Genomic DNA, 16,676 nt, shown 5'->3' with positions numbered 1-16,676 from the left:
AAAGGGGGAATTAAGTGTCGGCTTTTGCCTTTTGCCTTTTGCCTTCTGCCTTCTAACTACTAGCTGCTAACAGCAAGTCGAGCTTTTGTTCTTGATCAAGCTGGTAGAGGTCGTCACAGCCACCAATGTGCTGTTGATTGATAAAAATCTGCGGCACAGATCGTTTCCCGTTAGAGCGCTCTGCCATTCTAGTTCTGGCTGCTTCATCACCATCAATTTTGAATTCTGTAAAGCTAACTCCTTTCCACCATAAGAGCAGTTTGGCACGAATGCAGAAGGGACATGTCTGCCAGGTATAGATCTCTACGTTAGCGTTGACTTGCTCAGGATGTCGTTTAAGCAAGGAATTGAGCGTTTTCAGCATCGGTTGATCGCTCCATGATCGCAGGTATAAATAGCTTGAAAAACAGTCTAAAGAGAAGGAAAGGGCGTTACTACTAGTATGCCAAGCCCAGCAAGGGCGATCGCAACTGAAAAGACTAGTAGTTTGAGTCGATTCTGCCAGGCTGGGATAGTCGATGCTTCTTCTAGTTTGCGCGAGCGGGGTGGAACAGACGGCACAAACCAAAGGAGCACACTGCCCAACGCCATGAGGCTGCCGAGAATAGCAGCAGTGCCAGCAATCCAGGTGAGAGCAAACCAGAGGCTTTGTGACATGGAGCGTATCTCAAGACATTTAGTTTTGTACCTTAGATGGTTTGATGTCTGCCGTCCAGAGTCGGGCACGTAGTTACACAGCAGTTCTTCTATCAATTCAACAAGTGCTGGTTACACATTTCCCCTCTTGATCCTCAATTTTCTTTAATAAGGTGGAAGCTTGATTTGTAGCATCTAGAAAGAGCATTGGTAAGCAGGAGGGCTAAATTAAGCACCACTGAGAGACCGGGTTTCGACTGCGCTCAACCCACCGACACATAGGACTGAGAGCATTAAGACTTCGGCGTGAGCTTTCGACCTAAGCGCTTAAGCCAAAGGGTACTCAGTCGAACGCGAAGTCGAAAGGCTTCTTATCAATTAATTACACCCAGCTACTTACTACCTGAATCAGATCATCCGACACCTACTTAACTTTATCAGCCGCGCTGCAGGCTGGGAACGGCTACAAAAAACCCCTAGCTGCAGCCAGGGGGTCAGTAATGTTAAGCATAACTCGCTAGAATTATGCGCCAGCTAGCTTAGACATCGTAAATGCGACATTCTAAAGCGTCAGGGCGTTCTTCGCAGTAGCGATCGAAGTTAGTCTTTTGGTGCAAGCGACGATCAGAGCTTGCTGCTTGCATTTCTTCTACAGCATCCCAGGCAACTGCGCATTCACTGGAAAGTTCGCCATTGTTACTACAGGCAGAGCGTGCTTGCTCAAGCATGGATTGCAACTGCTGTCCAAGGGGGGCAGTATTGTTCGTTTCAAGTAATTTAGACATTGTATGAGGCTCCTGTATGGGTTTATGTAGCGTTAACCCGTTGATTCGCACGTTTGTATCGAGTGCTTAGATCTAATCTAACGCTGTTGTTATGGTTTGACAGTAGAGAAAACTAGCAACTAACGTGCGGTAATCTGGTTAGCCTCTACACATAAATACGGGGAGAAAGTAGTCCAGATGTCTGGGCTGACGCAGCAAAACTTAACATAGTGAAGCGAGAAGATTGCTGTCAAGCACGTCTCCCCCTTTTGGTAGACTTAAAGACTGAGATCAGAATTAACAAAACCGCGCAAACTCAAGCAGTTGGAGGATTTACTTCGTGGAGAACACGCTCGGTCTAGAGATTATTGAGGTTGTGGAACAGGCGGCAATCGCGTCTGCCCGCTGGATGGGTAAGGGCGAGAAGAACATTGCCGATCAGGTTGCGGTAGAAGCCATGCGTGAACGCATGAACAAGATCCACATGCGGGGTCGTATCGTCATTGGTGAAGGTGAGCGCGATGACGCACCCATGCTCTACATCGGTGAAGAAGTCGGTATTTGTACACAAGAGAATGCAGAAGCCTTCTGTAACCCTGATGAACTGGTTGAAATCGACATCGCGGTAGATCCGTGTGAAGGGACTAACCTCGTTGCTTATGGACAACCTGGTTCCATGGCGGTGTTGGCAATCTCTGAAAAAGGCGGGCTGTTTGCTGCACCCGACTTTTACATGAAAAAGTTGGCAGCACCCCCCGCAGCTAAAGGCAAAGTTGATATCAACAAATCTGCGACCGAAAACCTCAAGATTCTGGCGGAATGCCTTGATCGGGCGGTTGAAGAGCTGGTTATTGTCGTTATGAAACGCGATCGTCACGCTGGCTTGATTAAAGAAATTCGTGATGCTGGTGCCAGAGTCTCTCTCATTAGTGATGGCGATGTGGGCGCAGCGATTTCTTGCGGTTTTGCTGGCACAAACATCCACGCGCTGATGGGCATTGGTGCGGCTCCTGAAGGGGTCATCTCTGCAGCAGCAATGCGGGCAATGGGTGGACACTTCCAAGGGCAACTCATCTATGACCCTGAAGTTGTGCAGACAGGGCTGATTGGCGAAAGCAAGCAGGCTAACATCGATCGCCTCAAGAGCATGAATATCACTGATCCAGACAAAGTGTACGATGCCCATGAACTTGCATCTGGTGAAACTGTCTTGTTTGCCGGATGCGGCATCACAACGGGTAATCTGATGCAAGGCGTACGGTTCTTTGGTGGTGGCGCTAGAACGCAGTCGCTAGTCATCTCTAACCAGTCCAGTACGGCTCGCTTTGTAGACACAATCCATATGTCTGGGCAGCCAAAAGTCGTGCAGTTGCACTAACTTGTTAGTAGTTGGTTGTTAGTTCTTAGGGCAATGGCGGCTAATAGCTAACAACCAACCGCTACGCATTGAGATTCGGTTCACATAAAAAGAGCGCATTTTGAAATGAACATTGCCGTTGTAGGGTTAAGCCACAAAACAGCCCCGGTTGACGTTCGAGAAAAATTAAGCATTCCCGAAACCCTTTATGAAAGAGCGATTGCTCAGCTTTGTGCCTGTCCTCACCTTGAAGAAGTTGCTGTTCTAAGCACCTGCAATCGCCTCGAAATCTATCTGGTTACTAGCGAAACCGAGCAGGGCATCCGCGAAGTAACCCAATTTTTAAGCGATCATAGTAAGCTTTTTCTCCCGCAGTTACGTCCCCATCTTTTTACCCTGTTGCATCAGGATGCGGTGATGCATCTCATGCGTGTTGCCTCAGGGCTAGATAGCCTTGTGCTCGGTGAAGGACAAATTCTGGCTCAAGTCAAGCACTGTCATAAGCTAGGGCAGCAGCATGAGGGCATTGGGCGTGTGCTCAACCAGCTATTTAAACAAGCGCTGACAGCTGGTAAGCGTGTTCGCACTGAAACCAGCATTGGCACTGGAGCGGTTTCAATTAGTTCCGCAGCCGTAGAGCTGGCACAGCTCAAAGCGCAAAATTTAGCTGCCTGTCGTGTAGGCATTTTGGGTGCGGGCAAGATGTCTCGCCTCTTGGTGCAACACTTACTCTCTAAAGGTGCAGTCAATATTTCGATTCTGAACCGCTCCTTAGAACGGGCGCAGGAATTAGCTAAACTTTTTCCAGACGCAGAGTTGCACCTGCATCCACTGTCTGACCTGCCGACCGTATTGGCAAATTCCGACATCGTGTTTACGAGTACAGCGGCTACAGAACCTTTGCTCGATCGTGCCAAGCTGGAAATGGTCTTGGATCCGGCACAGCCGTTAATGCTATTTGATATCGCTGTTCCGCGCAATGTTCATACTGATGTCAACGAGTTGCCTCATGTACAGGCATTTAACGTCGATGACCTGAAGGCAGTAGTAGCGCAAAACCAGGAAAGTCGTCGCCAAATGGCAATGGAGGCGGAGCTACTCCTGGATCAGGAAGTGGATACGTTTGATAGCTGGTTACGATCGCTCGAAACCGTCTCCACTATCAGCAGCTTGCGTGAAAAGGTCGAAACTATCCGCGCTCAAGAACTCGAAAAAGCGCTGTCTCGTTTAGGCACTGAGTTTGCTGAAAAGCATCAGGAAGTGATCGAAGCGCTTACTCGAGGCATCGTCAACAAAATCCTTCATGACCCGATGGTGCAGCTACGGGCACAGCAAGACATTGAAGTTAGACGGCAGGCAATGCAAACGCTTACTACTTTGTTCAACCTGGAATCTACGTCAAACAAACAGTTTGGGTAAGATTACAGCCAAGCTTCCCGACTTCCTAAAGAAGTCGGGAAGCTGAAACACTGAGTAACTAACTTAGGTGCCTAAAGCCTGAAAGTCACCTAAAACCTTAACCTCTGGCTCCAGATGCAGTGACCAATGTTGTTCAACTTGCTGCTGCACATGATCAATTAACCGAAAGATATCGCTTGCCAGAGCGTTACCGCAGTTAAGGATGAAGTTAGCGTGCCGTTCAGCAATCTGGGCACCGCCAATCTTGTAGCCTTTTAGTCCAGCTTGCTCAATCAGCCAGCCTGCTTTGTGCTGTTCATTGGGATTGCGGAAAACGCTACCACAACTGGGCAGATGGTAAGGCTGTGTCGTACGACGTTGGTTAAGGTGCTGGCTGGTCAAGTTAGTAAGCGCTACCGGATCAAACCCTGGCTGAAGTTGAAACGTTGCTTGCGTCACTAGCCAGTTCTTTCCTTGCAGTGCCGAGGTACGGTAGCGATAGCACAAGTCTTGTGGAGTCAAAATCTGGGTAGTGCCATCAGGTAGCAGCACGTGGGCGTTAACCAGAACATCTGCTGTGCAACCACCATGAGCGCCAGCGTTCATGACAACAGCACCGCCAACTGTCCCTGGAATACCCACTGCCCACTCCATGCCCTGCCAACCACGTTCGGCTGCCAACCATGCCAGTCGGGGGAGAGGGTCACCTGCGCCAACCGTTACCTGCCCTGACTCGGCATCAAATTGATATTGGCGTAGACGGCGAGTGCTAATGACTAAGCCCGGTAAGCCTCGATCGCTGATCAGCAAATTTGAACCTGCCCCCAACAGCGTCAGGGGTAGAGCATTCGCTTGTGCCCATTCAAAACTTGCCTGCAATTCAGCAAAGTGTTTGGGTGCAGCATACCACTGTGCTGGACCACCGACCCGAAAAGAGGTCAACGATGCGAGCGGCACTTGAGGTTTGATTAGGCAGTCAGTACCAGCGAGCCGGATTGGTTGCGCAAGAGAGAGTGGAGCGCCACGTTTAAGTGATTCAAAACTCGGTCGAGTTTTGCTGGAAATAGCTACTTTTGGAGGATCGTACGAGAGCGTCATGGTAGTAAATCAGGTTTGTGACCCAACCGGTTAGCGCCAGTGGGTGCGATCGTCTCAGGTTCTGTCAGGTTTGTGGCGTTAAGCCTGGTTGCACCAAGCTTGCGATCGCCCTTGTTCAATCGTCTGATGAAACGCCATGACTTCGGGAATCAATTGATTGAGATTTCCCGCTCCCAGAAAGAGGGCAATGTCTCCGGGTCTTAACAGTTTAGTCAAGTGCTGACTTATTGCTTGGAGAGACGGTTGGTAGTTTACTTGAGAATGATACTTTCCAATTAAATTAGCAACCTGCTGACCACTGATATTTCCTGGATTTGCTTCACCAGCACTGTAGATGTCACTAATAACCACTACATCAGCATCGTTAAATGATGTGGCAAAGTCTTCTAGAAACGTGAGCGTGCGACTGTATCGATGTGGCTGGAAGATTGCTACCACTCGACGCTTGGAGGCTGAGCCGTTGTCGCTTTGCAGCCGTGCAGCAGCCAGCGTTGCCCGCAATTCGCTTGGATGATGGGCGTAGTCATCAATAAAGGTGATGCCGTTGTATGCTCCACGGTGCTCAAATCGCCGTCGCGCACCTTCAAAGGTGGAAATCGCCTGCGCGATCGTCGCAAACTCCAGCTTTAGCAAGCGCCCCAAAGCAACCGCTGCCAGCGCATTACTAAGGTTATGTTTCCCTAAAAGCTTGACGTTTAACCGCCCCAGAATGACCCCCCGCTCCCAAACCCGTGCTGTCGTACCGTCTGCTCGGCAGGTAATACAGTCAACTGTGTAGTCAGCACCTGTATCCACATCAAGGCTATAGCTGATGGTCGGCTGGAGCTGATCTCGCACTGTGGCACAATCAATGCTGCCGATCAGCGTTTGACAGCGCCCAGCAAAGGTTTTAAAGATAGCAATGACTTCATCTAGAGTGCTGTAGTGATCGGGATGATCGAGTTCAATGTTGGTGACAATACCAATGCTGGCTGCCATTTTCACCAGCGAACCATCTGACTCATCTGCCTCTGCTACTAGGTGGGCACCTTGCCCCACACGGGCGTTACCTTCCCAGGCGTTTACTTCACCACCAACAACGATCGTCGGGTCAAGCCCTGCTTGCAGCAGCATATAGCCAATCATGCTGCTGGTTGTTGTTTTGCCATGGGTGCCTGCCACTGCAACGCTTTCGTACTCCTGCATCAACCCCGACAATACATCAGAGCGATGAAAAATCGGATAGCCTGACTCCCGTGCTGCCCGATATTCAGCATTCGCTGGATGAATCGCAGTGGAACAGATAACCTGCGGCAGTAACGTTGGCTGTTGTATGGGCGATCGCGAAGAAGTTGATCGATTACCCCCAGCGTTTGTTTTTGCAACGCTCACAGCAGATGCTAGTGACTCTGTTGCTACACTTGCAGCCGTTTGAAAAAAATCTAAATTGCTTGGATCTTGGCTCCAAAAAATATGAGCGCCTTCTTCTTGCAGCCGTTGTGTAATACGACTGAGATGCAGATCCGATCCAGATACGGGTAGTCCACGCTTCGCTAGTACATAAGCAAGGGCTGACATTCCAATGCCACCAATGCCAATGAAATGAAATGGTCTACCGCTGAAATCGACAGAATTCAGCATTTTAACTCCTCACACACCACACCAATATCTCGGGCTATCATATCAAGGATTATCTTCTCGGGATACAGCCTCTCAAAAATCTTGCGATTTAAGATGAATAGAGGCTCTCTGTCAATAACCAACGTTTAATCGTCACGAAAGTTATACCATCAATTTGGGAATCTTCCGGTTAGCTTTGGCTGAAAGGCTGACAATTTTACTCGCATAGGCTTGTTTGTAAAGGTGTTGCGATCGCGCCAGTCATTACATAGATGCTCTTGCTTTTACAGTTAACTACAGCCCTGTAATGCTTACGTCCGGATCGATGGTCGTCTATGTTGAAGACCTCGAACCATTAAGTGAAGCTATTAACTGATCGAATGAAGCTGCCCTTTATTCGTCACAACGTAAACGCTTTGATTAAGATGCCCAATATTGCGATTTTTGGCGGCACCTTTGACCCTATTCACTGGGGGCATCTTCTTATCGCGGAGACAGCACTTGATCAGTTTCATCTTGATCGAATTATTTGGGTACCTACCTTTCGACCACCACATAAAGCGCTACCTTTAGTAAGCTTTGAACACCGTCTAGCAATGGTTAGCTTAGCGATCGCTGGTCATCCTGCGTTCCATGTTTCTGCTGTGGACAGCCAACAGCAAGGCACCTCCTACGCGATCGCCACCTTCAAGGCTCTGCAAACTCTTGAACCCAACGCTTGCTGGTACTGGATTATTGGCAATGATGCCTTTCAAAGTCTGCCCCACTGGAGAGCTAGCCAAACATTAGCCGCACAATGCATTTGGCTCGTTGCACCGAGATTGATGCAGAGGGCGGGAGAGGGAGAGAGGGCAGCAGGGGAAGAGAGGGCGGCAGGAAATGATCAACTTTTAGAGGTGGCAATACCTCTGGATGTCTTTACCCCGTCGCAAAGTGGCAGTAAGCTAAACTCCTCGCGCCTTATGCCTTACCTTCCTCTCAACTGGCACCGGCTAGAAATGCCTTCAGTAGCAGTTTCTTCTAGCCTCATTCGGCAGCAGTGTCGCGATAAGCGTTCGATCCGGTATCTGGTACCGGAGTCCGTTCGTTGCTATATTACTGAAAAACTCTTGTACCAAATGAGTTAAAATACCTAGCTAAGGCATGAATGATACAGAAAGTAATACAGGCTTAAGTCAAGTGTTGGGGCGGAAGTTCTTGTCAGAGGCGCGATCGCCATTTGTCAGACCGTTCTTAAGCAGGATGACGTTAAAGCGAGTTATTGCACTCGTATCCTTAGGGTCTTATGATCAATTTGACTACCAAGAATCTCTTTAATAGACAGAGGGCAAGACGCAGTGATTAGAGTAGCGATTAACGGATTCGGACGCATCGGGCGCAATTTTACGCGGTGCTGGTTGACTCGCGCCGACAGTCAGATTGAGGTAGTTGCTATTAACGACACCTCTGACCCTAAAACAAATGCCCACCTGTTGAAATATGACACCATGTTGGGCAAGTTTGATGCTGACATTAGCGCCGATGAAAATACGATCACTGTCAACGGGCACACGATCAAATGTACGTCCGATCGTAATCCTGAAAACTTGCCCTGGAAAGACTGGGACATTGACCTCATCATTGAATCAACGGGTGTCTTTGTCAGCAAAGAAGGTGCCTCAAAGCACATTAAAGCTGGCGCGAAAAAAGTGCTGATCACGGCACCTGGTAAGGGTGATGATGGCACGTTTGTAGTTGGTGTTAACCATCAAGACTACACTCATGAGAATCACTGGGTGATCAGCAATGCAAGCTGCACCACCAACTGTCTGGCACCGATCGCCAAAGTGCTTCACGAACAGTTTGGCATTGTGAAAGGCGTGATGACTACAACCCACAGCTACACAGGCGACCAACGTCTGCTGGATGCTAGCCACCGGGATCTGCGTCGGGCAAGAGCTGCTGCCATGAATATCGTACCCACGTCTACAGGCGCAGCTAAAGCGGTTGCAATGGTGTTACCAGCCTTAGCGGGCAAGTTGAACGGGATTGCCTTACGAGTACCTACACCTAATGTTTCGATCGTCGATCTAGTTGTGCAGGTAGAAAAGACCACGTTTGCCGAGCAGGTAAATGAAGTGTTGAAAGATGCGTCTGAAAACTCGCTCAAAGGCATCTTGAAGTATTGCGATTTGCCGCTTGTCTCCAGCGATCATGCTGGAACAGATGAGTCTTCTATCATTGACTCAGCACTCACAATGGTTATGGGCGGTGACTTAGTAAAAGTTGTTGCGTGGTATGACAACGAGTGGGGCTATAGCCAGCGTGTTGTCGACCTTGCAGAACTCGTTGCCGAGAAGTGGGCTGCGTAATGCTGCCAGCGTCTCTTCTTGCTGAAGCAGCTGGAGCAATGCTCTTTGTTCGCTAACGGTTCGGTGCTATCTTGATTAGCCGCATTCACCGTTGATTTCACTCTGAACAGTCAGATTGAGATCAGCGGTGAACGCTTTTTAGAGGCAATTGTCTCTATTCGTTTCCAATTCCTTCAGTCGCTCCATCACGGTTCTTATGTCCACACCGGGCACGATCGCTGCCATTGCCACTGCTATTGTTCCTGCACAGGGTAGCGTTGGTATTGTGCGTCTATCTGGACTGGTAGCGGTGGCGATCGCCCGCACTCTCTTTCATGCGCCAGGTGATCAAATTTGGGCAAGCCATCGCATTCTCTACGGCTACGTGCGGCATCCTGGCACTGATCAAGTGGTGGACGAAGCGCTTTTGTTGCTCATGCTAGCGCCCCGCTCTTATACCCGTGAAGATGTCGTAGAGTTTCACTGTCACGGTGGCATTATGGCGGTGCAGCAGGTTTTGCAGCTTTGCCTGGAGCAGGGAGCACAGCTCGCGCAACCTGGCGAATTTACGCTGAGAGCCTTTTTGAATGGGCGACTAGACTTGACACAGGCAGAGAGTATTACCGACTTGGTGGGGGCACGATCGCCCCAAGCGGCGCAAACAGCTTTGGCTGGTTTACAAGGCAAACTCGCACAGCCCATCCGTCAGCTCCGCGCTAAGTGTCTCGACATTTTGGCAGAGGTAGAGGCACGCATTGACTTTGAAGAAGATCTGCCACCGCTGCATGAAGCCGAGATTCAAAGACACCTGGAGCTAGTGCTGGTAGAGATGAGCCATCTTTTGGCAACGGCTGATCAAGGTGAACTACTGCGATCGGGGTTGAAGGTGGCGATCGTCGGTCGTCCTAATGTGGGTAAATCGAGCCTGTTGAATGCTTGGAGTCGGAGTGATCGCGCGATCGTCACCGATCTCCCTGGCACAACCCGTGATGTTGTGGAATCACAGCTTGTGGTCGGCGGTATTCCCATTCAGGTGCTAGACACCGCAGGCATTCGTGACACTGATGACAAGGTAGAGAAAATTGGCGTAGAGCGATCACGTCTGGCTGCTCAGAATGCTGATCTCGTTTTGCTGACTATTGATGCTCAAACAGGCTGGACAGATGCCGATCAAGTCATTTACGAACAGGTAAAGGATCGCCCCTTGATCTTGGTATTCAACAAAATCGATTTGCTTGGCTCCCTCTCTGTATCTCTTCCTACTCCCTACTCCCTACTCCCCTCCGCTAAAACTGCCGCTGCTCTTAATCAGGGTATTGATGACCTTGAAGCAGCTATTTTAACGATCGTCCAGTCTGGCAAACTTCAGGCTGCGAATTTAGATATTGCGATTAACCAGCGTCAAGCGGCAGCTCTGACCCGAGCCAAAGCAGCCTTACAGCAAGTACAAGGGACGATCGCCGATCAACTGCCGCTTGATTTTTGGACGATCGATCTCCGCAGCGCCATTCAAGCCTTTGGCGAAATTCTGGGCGAAGATGTAACCGAATCTGTCCTCGATCGCATCTTCAGCCGTTTTTGTATCGGCAAGTAGCTACAGTGGACTATTTGACTGAGGTTCTTGCATGTTTTTTGCCAACTAAGGCCATCCACGTATCACGATCGCTAACACGATCAAACTCTGAATCAAGTTTCATTAGTGCTCTGATACGCCAAAGCTTGTTGCTTAGTGCTGCCCAATCAGGATAAAGAAGTTTGGGCAAGACCTCTTGATACTCTTGTTCAAAAATTTCAAACGGTTGCCAGCTAAACCTGGGACTCATGCTACCACCAACCCATCCTCTAAGAAGAAGAACATTGAGAATGTGTAGCGGTGGAAAAACGTTGCAAGCAGTTAAAATTGGCAAGTCATAGAGAAAAGTACTTAAAGGCTCTTCCCTATCGCCACACTCGCAATGAGACCAGTCCTTTCTGGAATATCTGATGATTCTTTCCATACTCTTTGGAAGAACTCAAACTTAGATCATTGAATAGAAAGGGTTCAATCTGCTACTCCACAAGCAATCTTGTGCTTAACTCCTGTTTACTTTGCGACCTAGCCTTGCTCAAGGGTGCTCAAGTAAGCCGCGATCGCTGCATTCGCCAACTGGCTTGCGGGTTGCCCTTCTCGCAGCGCAGCTTCTTGTAACCGCGCATAAACATCTTCTTGAATGGTGACGCGGCGACGGGCTTTGTTGGCAGCTTTTAGCGTTTCACTCTGCTGAGCTGTAGCTGGCTCAATGGTTGCAGCTATAGCGCTTTCGGGCTGATACTGAGCAACATACTGATGAAGGGAGGCAAGACCGATGCGATCGCAGAAATCCCCAAAGCTCTCGCTTGGCTGGCGAGACTGCTTGAAGTAAACGAAAATCGGTTCAAACGCCGTCTCCAGTTCATTGATGTGGAGCTTCTCCAGATAAACCTGCGCCAGCCGCGTCTGATTAGGCGCGGCACCAAGCCAGATCTGGTAGGTATCGGGACCGTTGCCAACAAACCCAAGCTCTGCGAGATAGGGACGGGCACACCCATTGGGGCATCCCGTCATCCGAATGATGAACTGCTCTTGCTCCAGTCCAACTTTGTTTAACAGGGCACGAATGCGATCGAGAATACTAGGAATCGCCCGTTCTGATTCGGCTGTAGCCAGTCCGCATGTAGGCAGAGCAGGGCACGCCATTGAGTAGCGCACTAATGGATCAATTTCTGTCTCACCCTTGATGCCACAACGGGTCAAAACTGCCTGAATTTGAGCTTTCTGAGCTGGGTCGATGTCGTAAAGAATTGCATCCTGGCTCGGTGTCAGCAGCATAGGCAAGTTGAAAGTCTGCACTAGCTCTCGTAGCGCTGTTTTAAGCTGTAGCGACTCGTCATCCTTCACGCGCCCATTTTGGATGGAGATGCCAACAAAGAGCTTGCCATCACCCTGTTCATGCCAGCCGAGAAAGTCGAAATATTTAAACTCAGGCAATGGCTTGAAGGGTTCGATCGGCTTCCCAAAGTAACTTTCGACCTTCTCGCGGAAGCGATCAATTCCCCAGTCTTCGATCAGGTACTTCATCCGGGCGTGACGACGATCGCTACGATCGCCATAGTCGCGCTGGGTTGCCAAAATTGCCTTCATCAAGTCATAGACATCGGCTTTGGCAACATAACCGATCGGATCAGCAAGACGAGGAAAGGTTTCTTCCTTATTGTGCGTACGTCCTAAGCCACCACCCACAAAAACGTTAAACCCTTCTAGTTCACCTTGTTGGTTAGTCAGCACCACCAGGCTGACATCCTGCGAGTACAGGTCAACCGAGTTGTCACCCGGCACAGTGACGCTGATCTTAAACTTACGGGGCATATAGTGCTTGCCGTACAGCGGTTCTTCTGGCTCATGAAAAATGGTGCCGTTACCGTTGCGCTGACGAGCCGCAATCACCTCTGGGTTTTCTTCTGCCGAAATTGCCTTCTCGCCATCCAACCAAATTTCGTAGTAGGCTCCTGTTTGAGGGGTTAACAGGTCGGCAATGTTGTTGGCATACTCCCGAGCATACTCGTACTCTGGCTTGTTCCGATACGGTGCAGCAGGAGCCATCACGTTGCGGTTAAGGTCGCCACAAGCCCCCAGCGTTGATCCCATGCTGTTAACGATCGCAGCGATCGTTGCCTTCAAATTCCGCTTAAGGATGCCATGCAACTGAAAGCCTTGGCGCGTTGTCGCCCGTAGCGTATGGTTGCCGTACTCATCAGCTAGGCGATCAAGCGTCAGATACAGTTCCGGCGGGATGTATCCACCAGGGCTACGTGTCCGCAGCATCATCTGGTAATCTTTTTCCTGCCCTTTAAGGCGATTATCCCGGTTGTCTTGCTGATAGGAACCGTGGAATTTCAGAATTTGGATCGCGTCCTCAGTAAAATGCGTCGTGTCCAGCAGCAGTTCAGACGCAACAGGTTCGCGCAGAAAATTACTGCGGTCTTTAAGACCTTCAACTTTAGAGGGTTTGCGAACGGTGGCAGGAGTTTGAGTGTTAACCATCAGGAGGGCGGCAAGAGTAAGTCAAAGACAAGAGAATGCAGCTTTTGGCGCTGGTTGTTTTTCCAGTAAGCCAGTCGGAATTGCGTAAATACTAGAAAGATCCTATCACTGCTGCTTTGTTTTAGGCGCAGCTAACCGTCTTTAGAGCGAATTGAATGCCAGTTCTAAAAACAAGCGTCCCTTCACTTTAACGCGAATCATTAACAGACGTAGGCTCAAGCAAGAAAGGTGTTTCCTGCATCCAGCCATATCCTTTAGGTTCTGGTTCCAACTTAGTCACTGCTAGCCAAGTGGAGCACAGTAAGTCTGCTTGGCATCAAGACGTGATCGCCTACAGTCAGCGTTACATACCAGGTTTATGTGATGTGGTTATGAGGCGACCGCCGCATGGGCAGTTTCAGCACGCGGACGAGCCACAAGTCCAGGATAAGGCTCTAAAGCAAAGGGCTGGTCTGGGTCGCTCAACAAGTAGCGATCGCAGGTACCAAAGAGTTCGGTTTCTGTATGAGCACGACGCATCTCGCTCAGGAAGGCACCGGCTGCATCGACACTTTGCCCAATGTAGTTGAGATACATCTTCATGTGGCTTACACGGGCACGCTCTGGTATAGCTGCTGCAGTTGCCACTTGACGGAGCCGTTCAATATAGTCGCGCACTGCCGCTAAGGTGACAGTGGTCATGGGTTGACCACTCAAGTACTGGCGGGTTTGCTGAAAAATCCACGGGTTGCGGATCGCTGCACGACCAATCATCACTCCGGCTGCACCCGTTTGAGTTAAAACTGCACCAGCCGCGATCGCAGACGTCACATTACCGTTAGCTAAAACTGGACAGTGCACTCGCTGAACGGCATGGGCAATGAGATCGTAATGCACGTCGCTATGGTACATCTCTTTAACAGTACGACCATGTAAACTCAGCAGATCAATGTGGTGCCGATTGATTAAGTCGAGAATGCGATCGAAGTGAGCGGTGTTATCAAAACCAAGGCGCATCTTAACGGTCAGCCGCCCTTTCACGGCATCCCGCAACGCACCAAGAATACGATCGATCATGTCGGGATCGCGCAACAGTCCGCCCCCTACGTTTTTGCGATAAATTCTTGGCGCAGGACAGCCCAAATTAAGATCGATGCCCGCAATTGGATAGTGGCTTAAAGCACCGGCAATGCGTACTAGATCGTCCACACTCTCGCCGATAAGTTGAGCAAAGACTGGGCGACCAGTGGCATTTTCCGTAATCGATCGCAGAATGTGTTTATGCAACCCCGAACTGTTATGGACACGAAAGTACTCTGTAAAGAAGTAATCGGGACTGCCATAGTGAGCGATCACACCCATGAAGTGTATGTCTGTTACATCTTGCATAGGGGCTAGTGCCGTTAAGGCAAGTCCTTGCGATAGCGGTGGCGGCAGGCGATCGACGGGTAGCATTGGCTCAGTCAGTGGCATAGCCCAGTAGTGTAAATGTGATTGGTGTACCCAATCTTCTTAGTGTTGCACCAGTCATGGATCGATCATGCACTGAAATGCAGGCTCTAAAAAAACTCAAACAAAAAGGTTCAAGCGCGATCGCCTGAACCTTTCAAATAGACTATCAAGAACCAGAAGTTTAAGCGAACTGGTCAATATGGGCACTATCGCCCTTCTAATTCTCGGTCTCTAATTGTACTTAAGTGCTACTTGCCTACCTGCATTCAAATGCCTGAATCAAGTACACTCAATCTCCAGCAATCAACTAGCTGCGGGAAAAATTGTTGTTACGGCGACCACCGCCACCGCCGCCAAAGGACGAACCTCTGTCTTCACGGGGCTTAGCCTTGTTGACCTTAAGATCGCGACCCATCCACTCAGCACCATCAAGTGCTTCGATGGCAGCCGCTTCTTCAGCGTCTGTACCCATTTCAACAAACCCAAAACCGCGTGGACGACCTGTCTCACGATCGGTGGGAAGCTGAACTCTTTTTACTGAACCATACTCTGCAAAAACAGAGCTTAGGTCAGCTTCCGCAACATCATAGGAAAGGTTGCCTACATAAATCGACATAGATTGGCTCCAAAATCAAAAGTTCGTAGAGAGTGAGATTTCGGAGAGAAGCCTGCCAATACAAAACGCGAAAAACCCGTCAAGACTAGAAACAAATTCTGCAACCGATTACTTATTCTCGTTCACAATACTAGCATTTCTGCAAGTGTAGTTCTACCATTTCGTGCAACGGTTCTGTAACAATATGTAGCGATATGTAAAGCGCAAGTCACAATCTCTCAGAAAACAGAGTCATCCACCGTAGGAAACTACCCATCATGTCGCTTTGGGTCTTTTTTCTGCTTCTTGGTGCCGTCAGATTCTTTTTTCTGCTTCTTGTTTTCTTTATTAGCTTTCTGTTCTTTTGCCATGGGTATGTTGTGGCTACAGCCTGAATGAGAGGATTTGAACGTAGTCTTGATTCCAGATTCAGCAGTGGCAACCCAACAAAAATATTTGCTGGTGACACTTCGCTAATTGAAAAACGCTTACAGGATGCACCAGCTAGCTAAATACCCATTCTTCTTATAGACGCCTAGAGGCAGGATTTTCTACAGTTTTTCTTGTGAAAGAAAGTAGGGACAGCTAGGAGTTCGATAATGTGTATTTCATAGAAAACTGGTGTGACACTTGCAACGGTTTCATAATCTGCTAAACAGCTTTTAAGCTGCTAAATCAACCAGAGCATCTTTTTGAAACCGAATAACCCGTGAAAACGAGCTTCGAGAATGTTCTGACGTTGAAACGGACAGCGTAATATTTGTCTGACCCGGATCAATAACCTGCCTGACGGTACAGACCTGCATCTTATTATTGCAATAAGCAATGATGCGATCGCCCATTTGAATATTTAGCGCTTGAACTTTCATTTAAGACTCAACTTGGCGGCTGATTCGCCGTGATCGCTTTAGCAGAATTCTATAAACTGATTTGTCAAAAATTAGCCCAAGTTTCATTGATAATGCTCATACCCCATAGCCTTCGCTCAAAGAGATAAAACTATGCAGCCATCAAGCTATATAAACTCTGTTGGTATATAGGATTAACATATCATGAATGTCTGTTCTGCTAGTAAAGATTGTGGCACTTCGTCAAGCAGAGTTGGATTTAATGCAGTTCAAATGCATAGTATGAAACTCAAGCAAACGACAATATTAGTCATCTTCTGAATCGATCAGTTCATCATCATCGTTATAAGCATTTGCATCAACAATTTCATCAATTAGTTCGTTAGCACCGATGCTATCAGGCTCTGCCTCAATACCACGTGAGGCTAGTCGCCCTGTCTGATCTAACCAGTGAAGCAGCGGTTCTACCTGATTAGGTGGAATCAGCTTTGTTCTTTGATTGCGTGGCTCTTCTTGTAGTGACGGGTTATATACCATTACGCCCTTGATTGAGTAACATC

16 protein-coding genes are annotated in these 16,676 nt (G+C 48.9%); 5 read left to right on the top strand and 11 right to left on the bottom strand.

All coding sequences use genetic code 11. From position 1 onward, the window contains the following. Window positions 1–52 precede the first annotated feature (52 nt). The 3 genes from grxC to H6F76_RS08750 all read right to left on the bottom strand — a co-directional run bounded on the left by grxC (window position 53) and on the right by H6F76_RS08750 (window position 1,421). Window positions 53–364, bottom strand: a complete 312-nt coding sequence (grxC, locus tag H6F76_RS08760; RefSeq protein ID WP_190507484.1) for a glutaredoxin 3 — start codon at window positions 362–364, stop codon at window positions 53–55. A 47-nt stretch (window positions 365–411) separates the two neighbouring features. Beyond that, window positions 412–657 (bottom strand): hypothetical protein, encoded by a 246-nt coding sequence (locus H6F76_RS08755; protein WP_190507482.1) that lies wholly within the window; start codon window positions 655–657, stop codon window positions 412–414. A 518-nt stretch (window positions 658–1,175) separates the two neighbouring features. After that, window positions 1,176–1,421 carry a Calvin cycle protein CP12 gene (locus H6F76_RS08750; RefSeq protein WP_190507480.1) on the bottom strand — a complete coding sequence of 82 codons (246 nt, stop codon included), beginning with the start codon at window positions 1,419–1,421 and terminating at the stop codon, window positions 1,176–1,178. Window positions 1,422–1,740: 319 nt separating this feature from the next. On the opposite strand from H6F76_RS08750, the gene glpX reads away from it, so the two are divergent. Both glpX and H6F76_RS08740 read left to right on the top strand, forming a co-directional pair. Then, entirely contained in the window at window positions 1,741–2,778 is a 1,038-nt protein-coding gene (glpX, locus tag H6F76_RS08745; RefSeq protein WP_190449117.1) for a class II fructose-bisphosphatase, read from the top strand. A 105-nt stretch (window positions 2,779–2,883) separates the two neighbouring features. Further along, a complete protein-coding gene (locus tag H6F76_RS08740; protein WP_190449116.1) occupies window positions 2,884–4,176 on the top strand; it encodes a glutamyl-tRNA reductase in 1,293 nt (430 codons plus the stop codon). Between the two features lie 63 nt (window positions 4,177–4,239). Here the strand turns inward: H6F76_RS08740 and murB are convergent, their stop codons facing one another. Beyond that, window positions 4,240–5,253 (bottom strand): UDP-N-acetylmuramate dehydrogenase, encoded by a 1,014-nt coding sequence (gene murB, locus H6F76_RS08735; protein ID WP_190507478.1) that lies wholly within the window; start codon window positions 5,251–5,253, stop codon window positions 4,240–4,242. A gap of 78 nt (window positions 5,254–5,331) precedes the next feature. After that, a complete protein-coding gene (gene murC / locus H6F76_RS08730; RefSeq protein WP_190507476.1) occupies window positions 5,332–6,873 on the bottom strand; it encodes a UDP-N-acetylmuramate--L-alanine ligase in 1,542 nt (513 codons plus the stop codon). 359 nt (window positions 6,874–7,232) lie between these two features. Between murC and nadD the strand changes: the two genes are divergently transcribed. The 3 genes from nadD (at window position 7,233) to mnmE (ending at window position 10,776) form a co-directional block, all read left to right on the top strand. Beyond that, window positions 7,233–7,979, top strand: coding sequence for a nicotinate (nicotinamide) nucleotide adenylyltransferase (gene nadD / locus H6F76_RS08725; RefSeq protein WP_199322008.1), 747 nt, complete (start codon window positions 7,233–7,235; stop codon window positions 7,977–7,979). Window positions 7,980–8,189: 210 nt separating this feature from the next. Beyond that, complete coding sequence (locus H6F76_RS08720) at window positions 8,190–9,203, top strand: type I glyceraldehyde-3-phosphate dehydrogenase (RefSeq protein WP_190449113.1); 1,014 nt, start codon at window positions 8,190–8,192, stop codon at window positions 9,201–9,203. 184 nt (window positions 9,204–9,387) lie between these two features. After that, window positions 9,388–10,776 carry a tRNA uridine-5-carboxymethylaminomethyl(34) synthesis GTPase MnmE gene (mnmE, locus tag H6F76_RS08715; protein WP_190507528.1) on the top strand — a complete coding sequence of 463 codons (1,389 nt, stop codon included), beginning with the start codon at window positions 9,388–9,390 and terminating at the stop codon, window positions 10,774–10,776. Between the two features lie 10 nt (window positions 10,777–10,786). Here mnmE and H6F76_RS08710 read toward each other — a convergent pair whose 3' ends face one another. The 6 genes from H6F76_RS08710 to H6F76_RS08685 all read right to left on the bottom strand — a co-directional run bounded on the left by H6F76_RS08710 (window position 10,787) and on the right by H6F76_RS08685 (window position 16,653). Then, the gene (locus H6F76_RS08710) at window positions 10,787–11,179 is read right to left on the bottom strand and encodes a hypothetical protein (RefSeq protein ID WP_190507474.1); all 393 of its coding nucleotides are present in this window, start codon (window positions 11,177–11,179) and stop codon (window positions 10,787–10,789) included. Between the two features lie 98 nt (window positions 11,180–11,277). After that, window positions 11,278–13,242 carry a sulfite reductase, ferredoxin dependent gene (gene sir / locus H6F76_RS08705; RefSeq protein ID WP_190507472.1) on the bottom strand — a complete coding sequence of 655 codons (1,965 nt, stop codon included), beginning with the start codon at window positions 13,240–13,242 and terminating at the stop codon, window positions 11,278–11,280. 369 nt (window positions 13,243–13,611) lie between these two features. Then, window positions 13,612–14,676, bottom strand: a complete 1,065-nt coding sequence (locus H6F76_RS08700) for a tRNA-dihydrouridine synthase family protein (RefSeq protein ID WP_190507526.1) — start codon at window positions 14,674–14,676, stop codon at window positions 13,612–13,614. 304 nt (window positions 14,677–14,980) lie between these two features. Next, the gene (locus tag H6F76_RS08695) at window positions 14,981–15,289 is read right to left on the bottom strand and encodes an RNA-binding protein (RefSeq protein WP_190449109.1); all 309 of its coding nucleotides are present in this window, start codon (window positions 15,287–15,289) and stop codon (window positions 14,981–14,983) included. Window positions 15,290–15,930: 641 nt separating this feature from the next. Then, entirely contained in the window at window positions 15,931–16,137 is a 207-nt protein-coding gene (locus tag H6F76_RS08690) for a hypothetical protein (protein WP_190449108.1), read from the bottom strand. A gap of 285 nt (window positions 16,138–16,422) precedes the next feature. Then, window positions 16,423–16,653 (bottom strand): DUF3134 family protein, encoded by a 231-nt coding sequence (locus H6F76_RS08685; protein ID WP_190507470.1) that lies wholly within the window; start codon window positions 16,651–16,653, stop codon window positions 16,423–16,425. Between the last annotated feature and the right edge of the window lie 23 nt (window positions 16,654–16,676).

The sequence above is a fragment of the Leptolyngbya sp. FACHB-321 genome, from assembly GCF_014695975.1.
Lineage (GTDB): Bacteria > Cyanobacteriota > Cyanobacteriia > Leptolyngbyales > Leptolyngbyaceae > Stenomitos.
This window is presented reverse-complemented; position numbering and strand designations above follow the sequence as displayed.

Coding starts and splice junctions, on each gene's coding strand:
- H6F76_RS08690 (WP_190449108.1), bottom strand. CDS start 16,137: ATGAAAGTTCAAGCGCTAAATATTCAAATGGGCGATCGCATCATTGCT.
- murC (WP_190507476.1), bottom strand. CDS start 6,873: ATGCTGAATTCTGTCGATTTCAGCGGTAGACCATTTCATTTCATTGGC.
- sir (WP_190507472.1), bottom strand. CDS start 13,242: ATGGTTAACACTCAAACTCCTGCCACCGTTCGCAAACCCTCTAAAGTT.
- H6F76_RS08685 (WP_190507470.1), bottom strand. CDS start 16,653: ATGGTATATAACCCGTCACTACAAGAAGAGCCACGCAATCAAAGAACA.
- H6F76_RS08750 (WP_190507480.1), bottom strand. CDS start 1,421: ATGTCTAAATTACTTGAAACGAACAATACTGCCCCCCTTGGACAGCAG.
- H6F76_RS08755 (WP_190507482.1), bottom strand. CDS start 657: ATGTCACAAAGCCTCTGGTTTGCTCTCACCTGGATTGCTGGCACTGCT.
- H6F76_RS08700 (WP_190507526.1), bottom strand. CDS start 14,676: ATGCTACCCGTCGATCGCCTGCCGCCACCGCTATCGCAAGGACTTGCC.
- grxC (WP_190507484.1), bottom strand. CDS start 364: ATGCTGAAAACGCTCAATTCCTTGCTTAAACGACATCCTGAGCAAGTC.
- H6F76_RS08695 (WP_190449109.1), bottom strand. CDS start 15,289: ATGTCGATTTATGTAGGCAACCTTTCCTATGATGTTGCGGAAGCTGAC.
- nadD (WP_199322008.1), top strand. CDS start 7,233: ATGAAGCTGCCCTTTATTCGTCACAACGTAAACGCTTTGATTAAGATG.
- H6F76_RS08740 (WP_190449116.1), top strand. CDS start 2,884: ATGAACATTGCCGTTGTAGGGTTAAGCCACAAAACAGCCCCGGTTGAC.
- murB (WP_190507478.1), bottom strand. CDS start 5,253: ATGACGCTCTCGTACGATCCTCCAAAAGTAGCTATTTCCAGCAAAACT.
- H6F76_RS08710 (WP_190507474.1), bottom strand. CDS start 11,179: ATGGAAAGAATCATCAGATATTCCAGAAAGGACTGGTCTCATTGCGAG.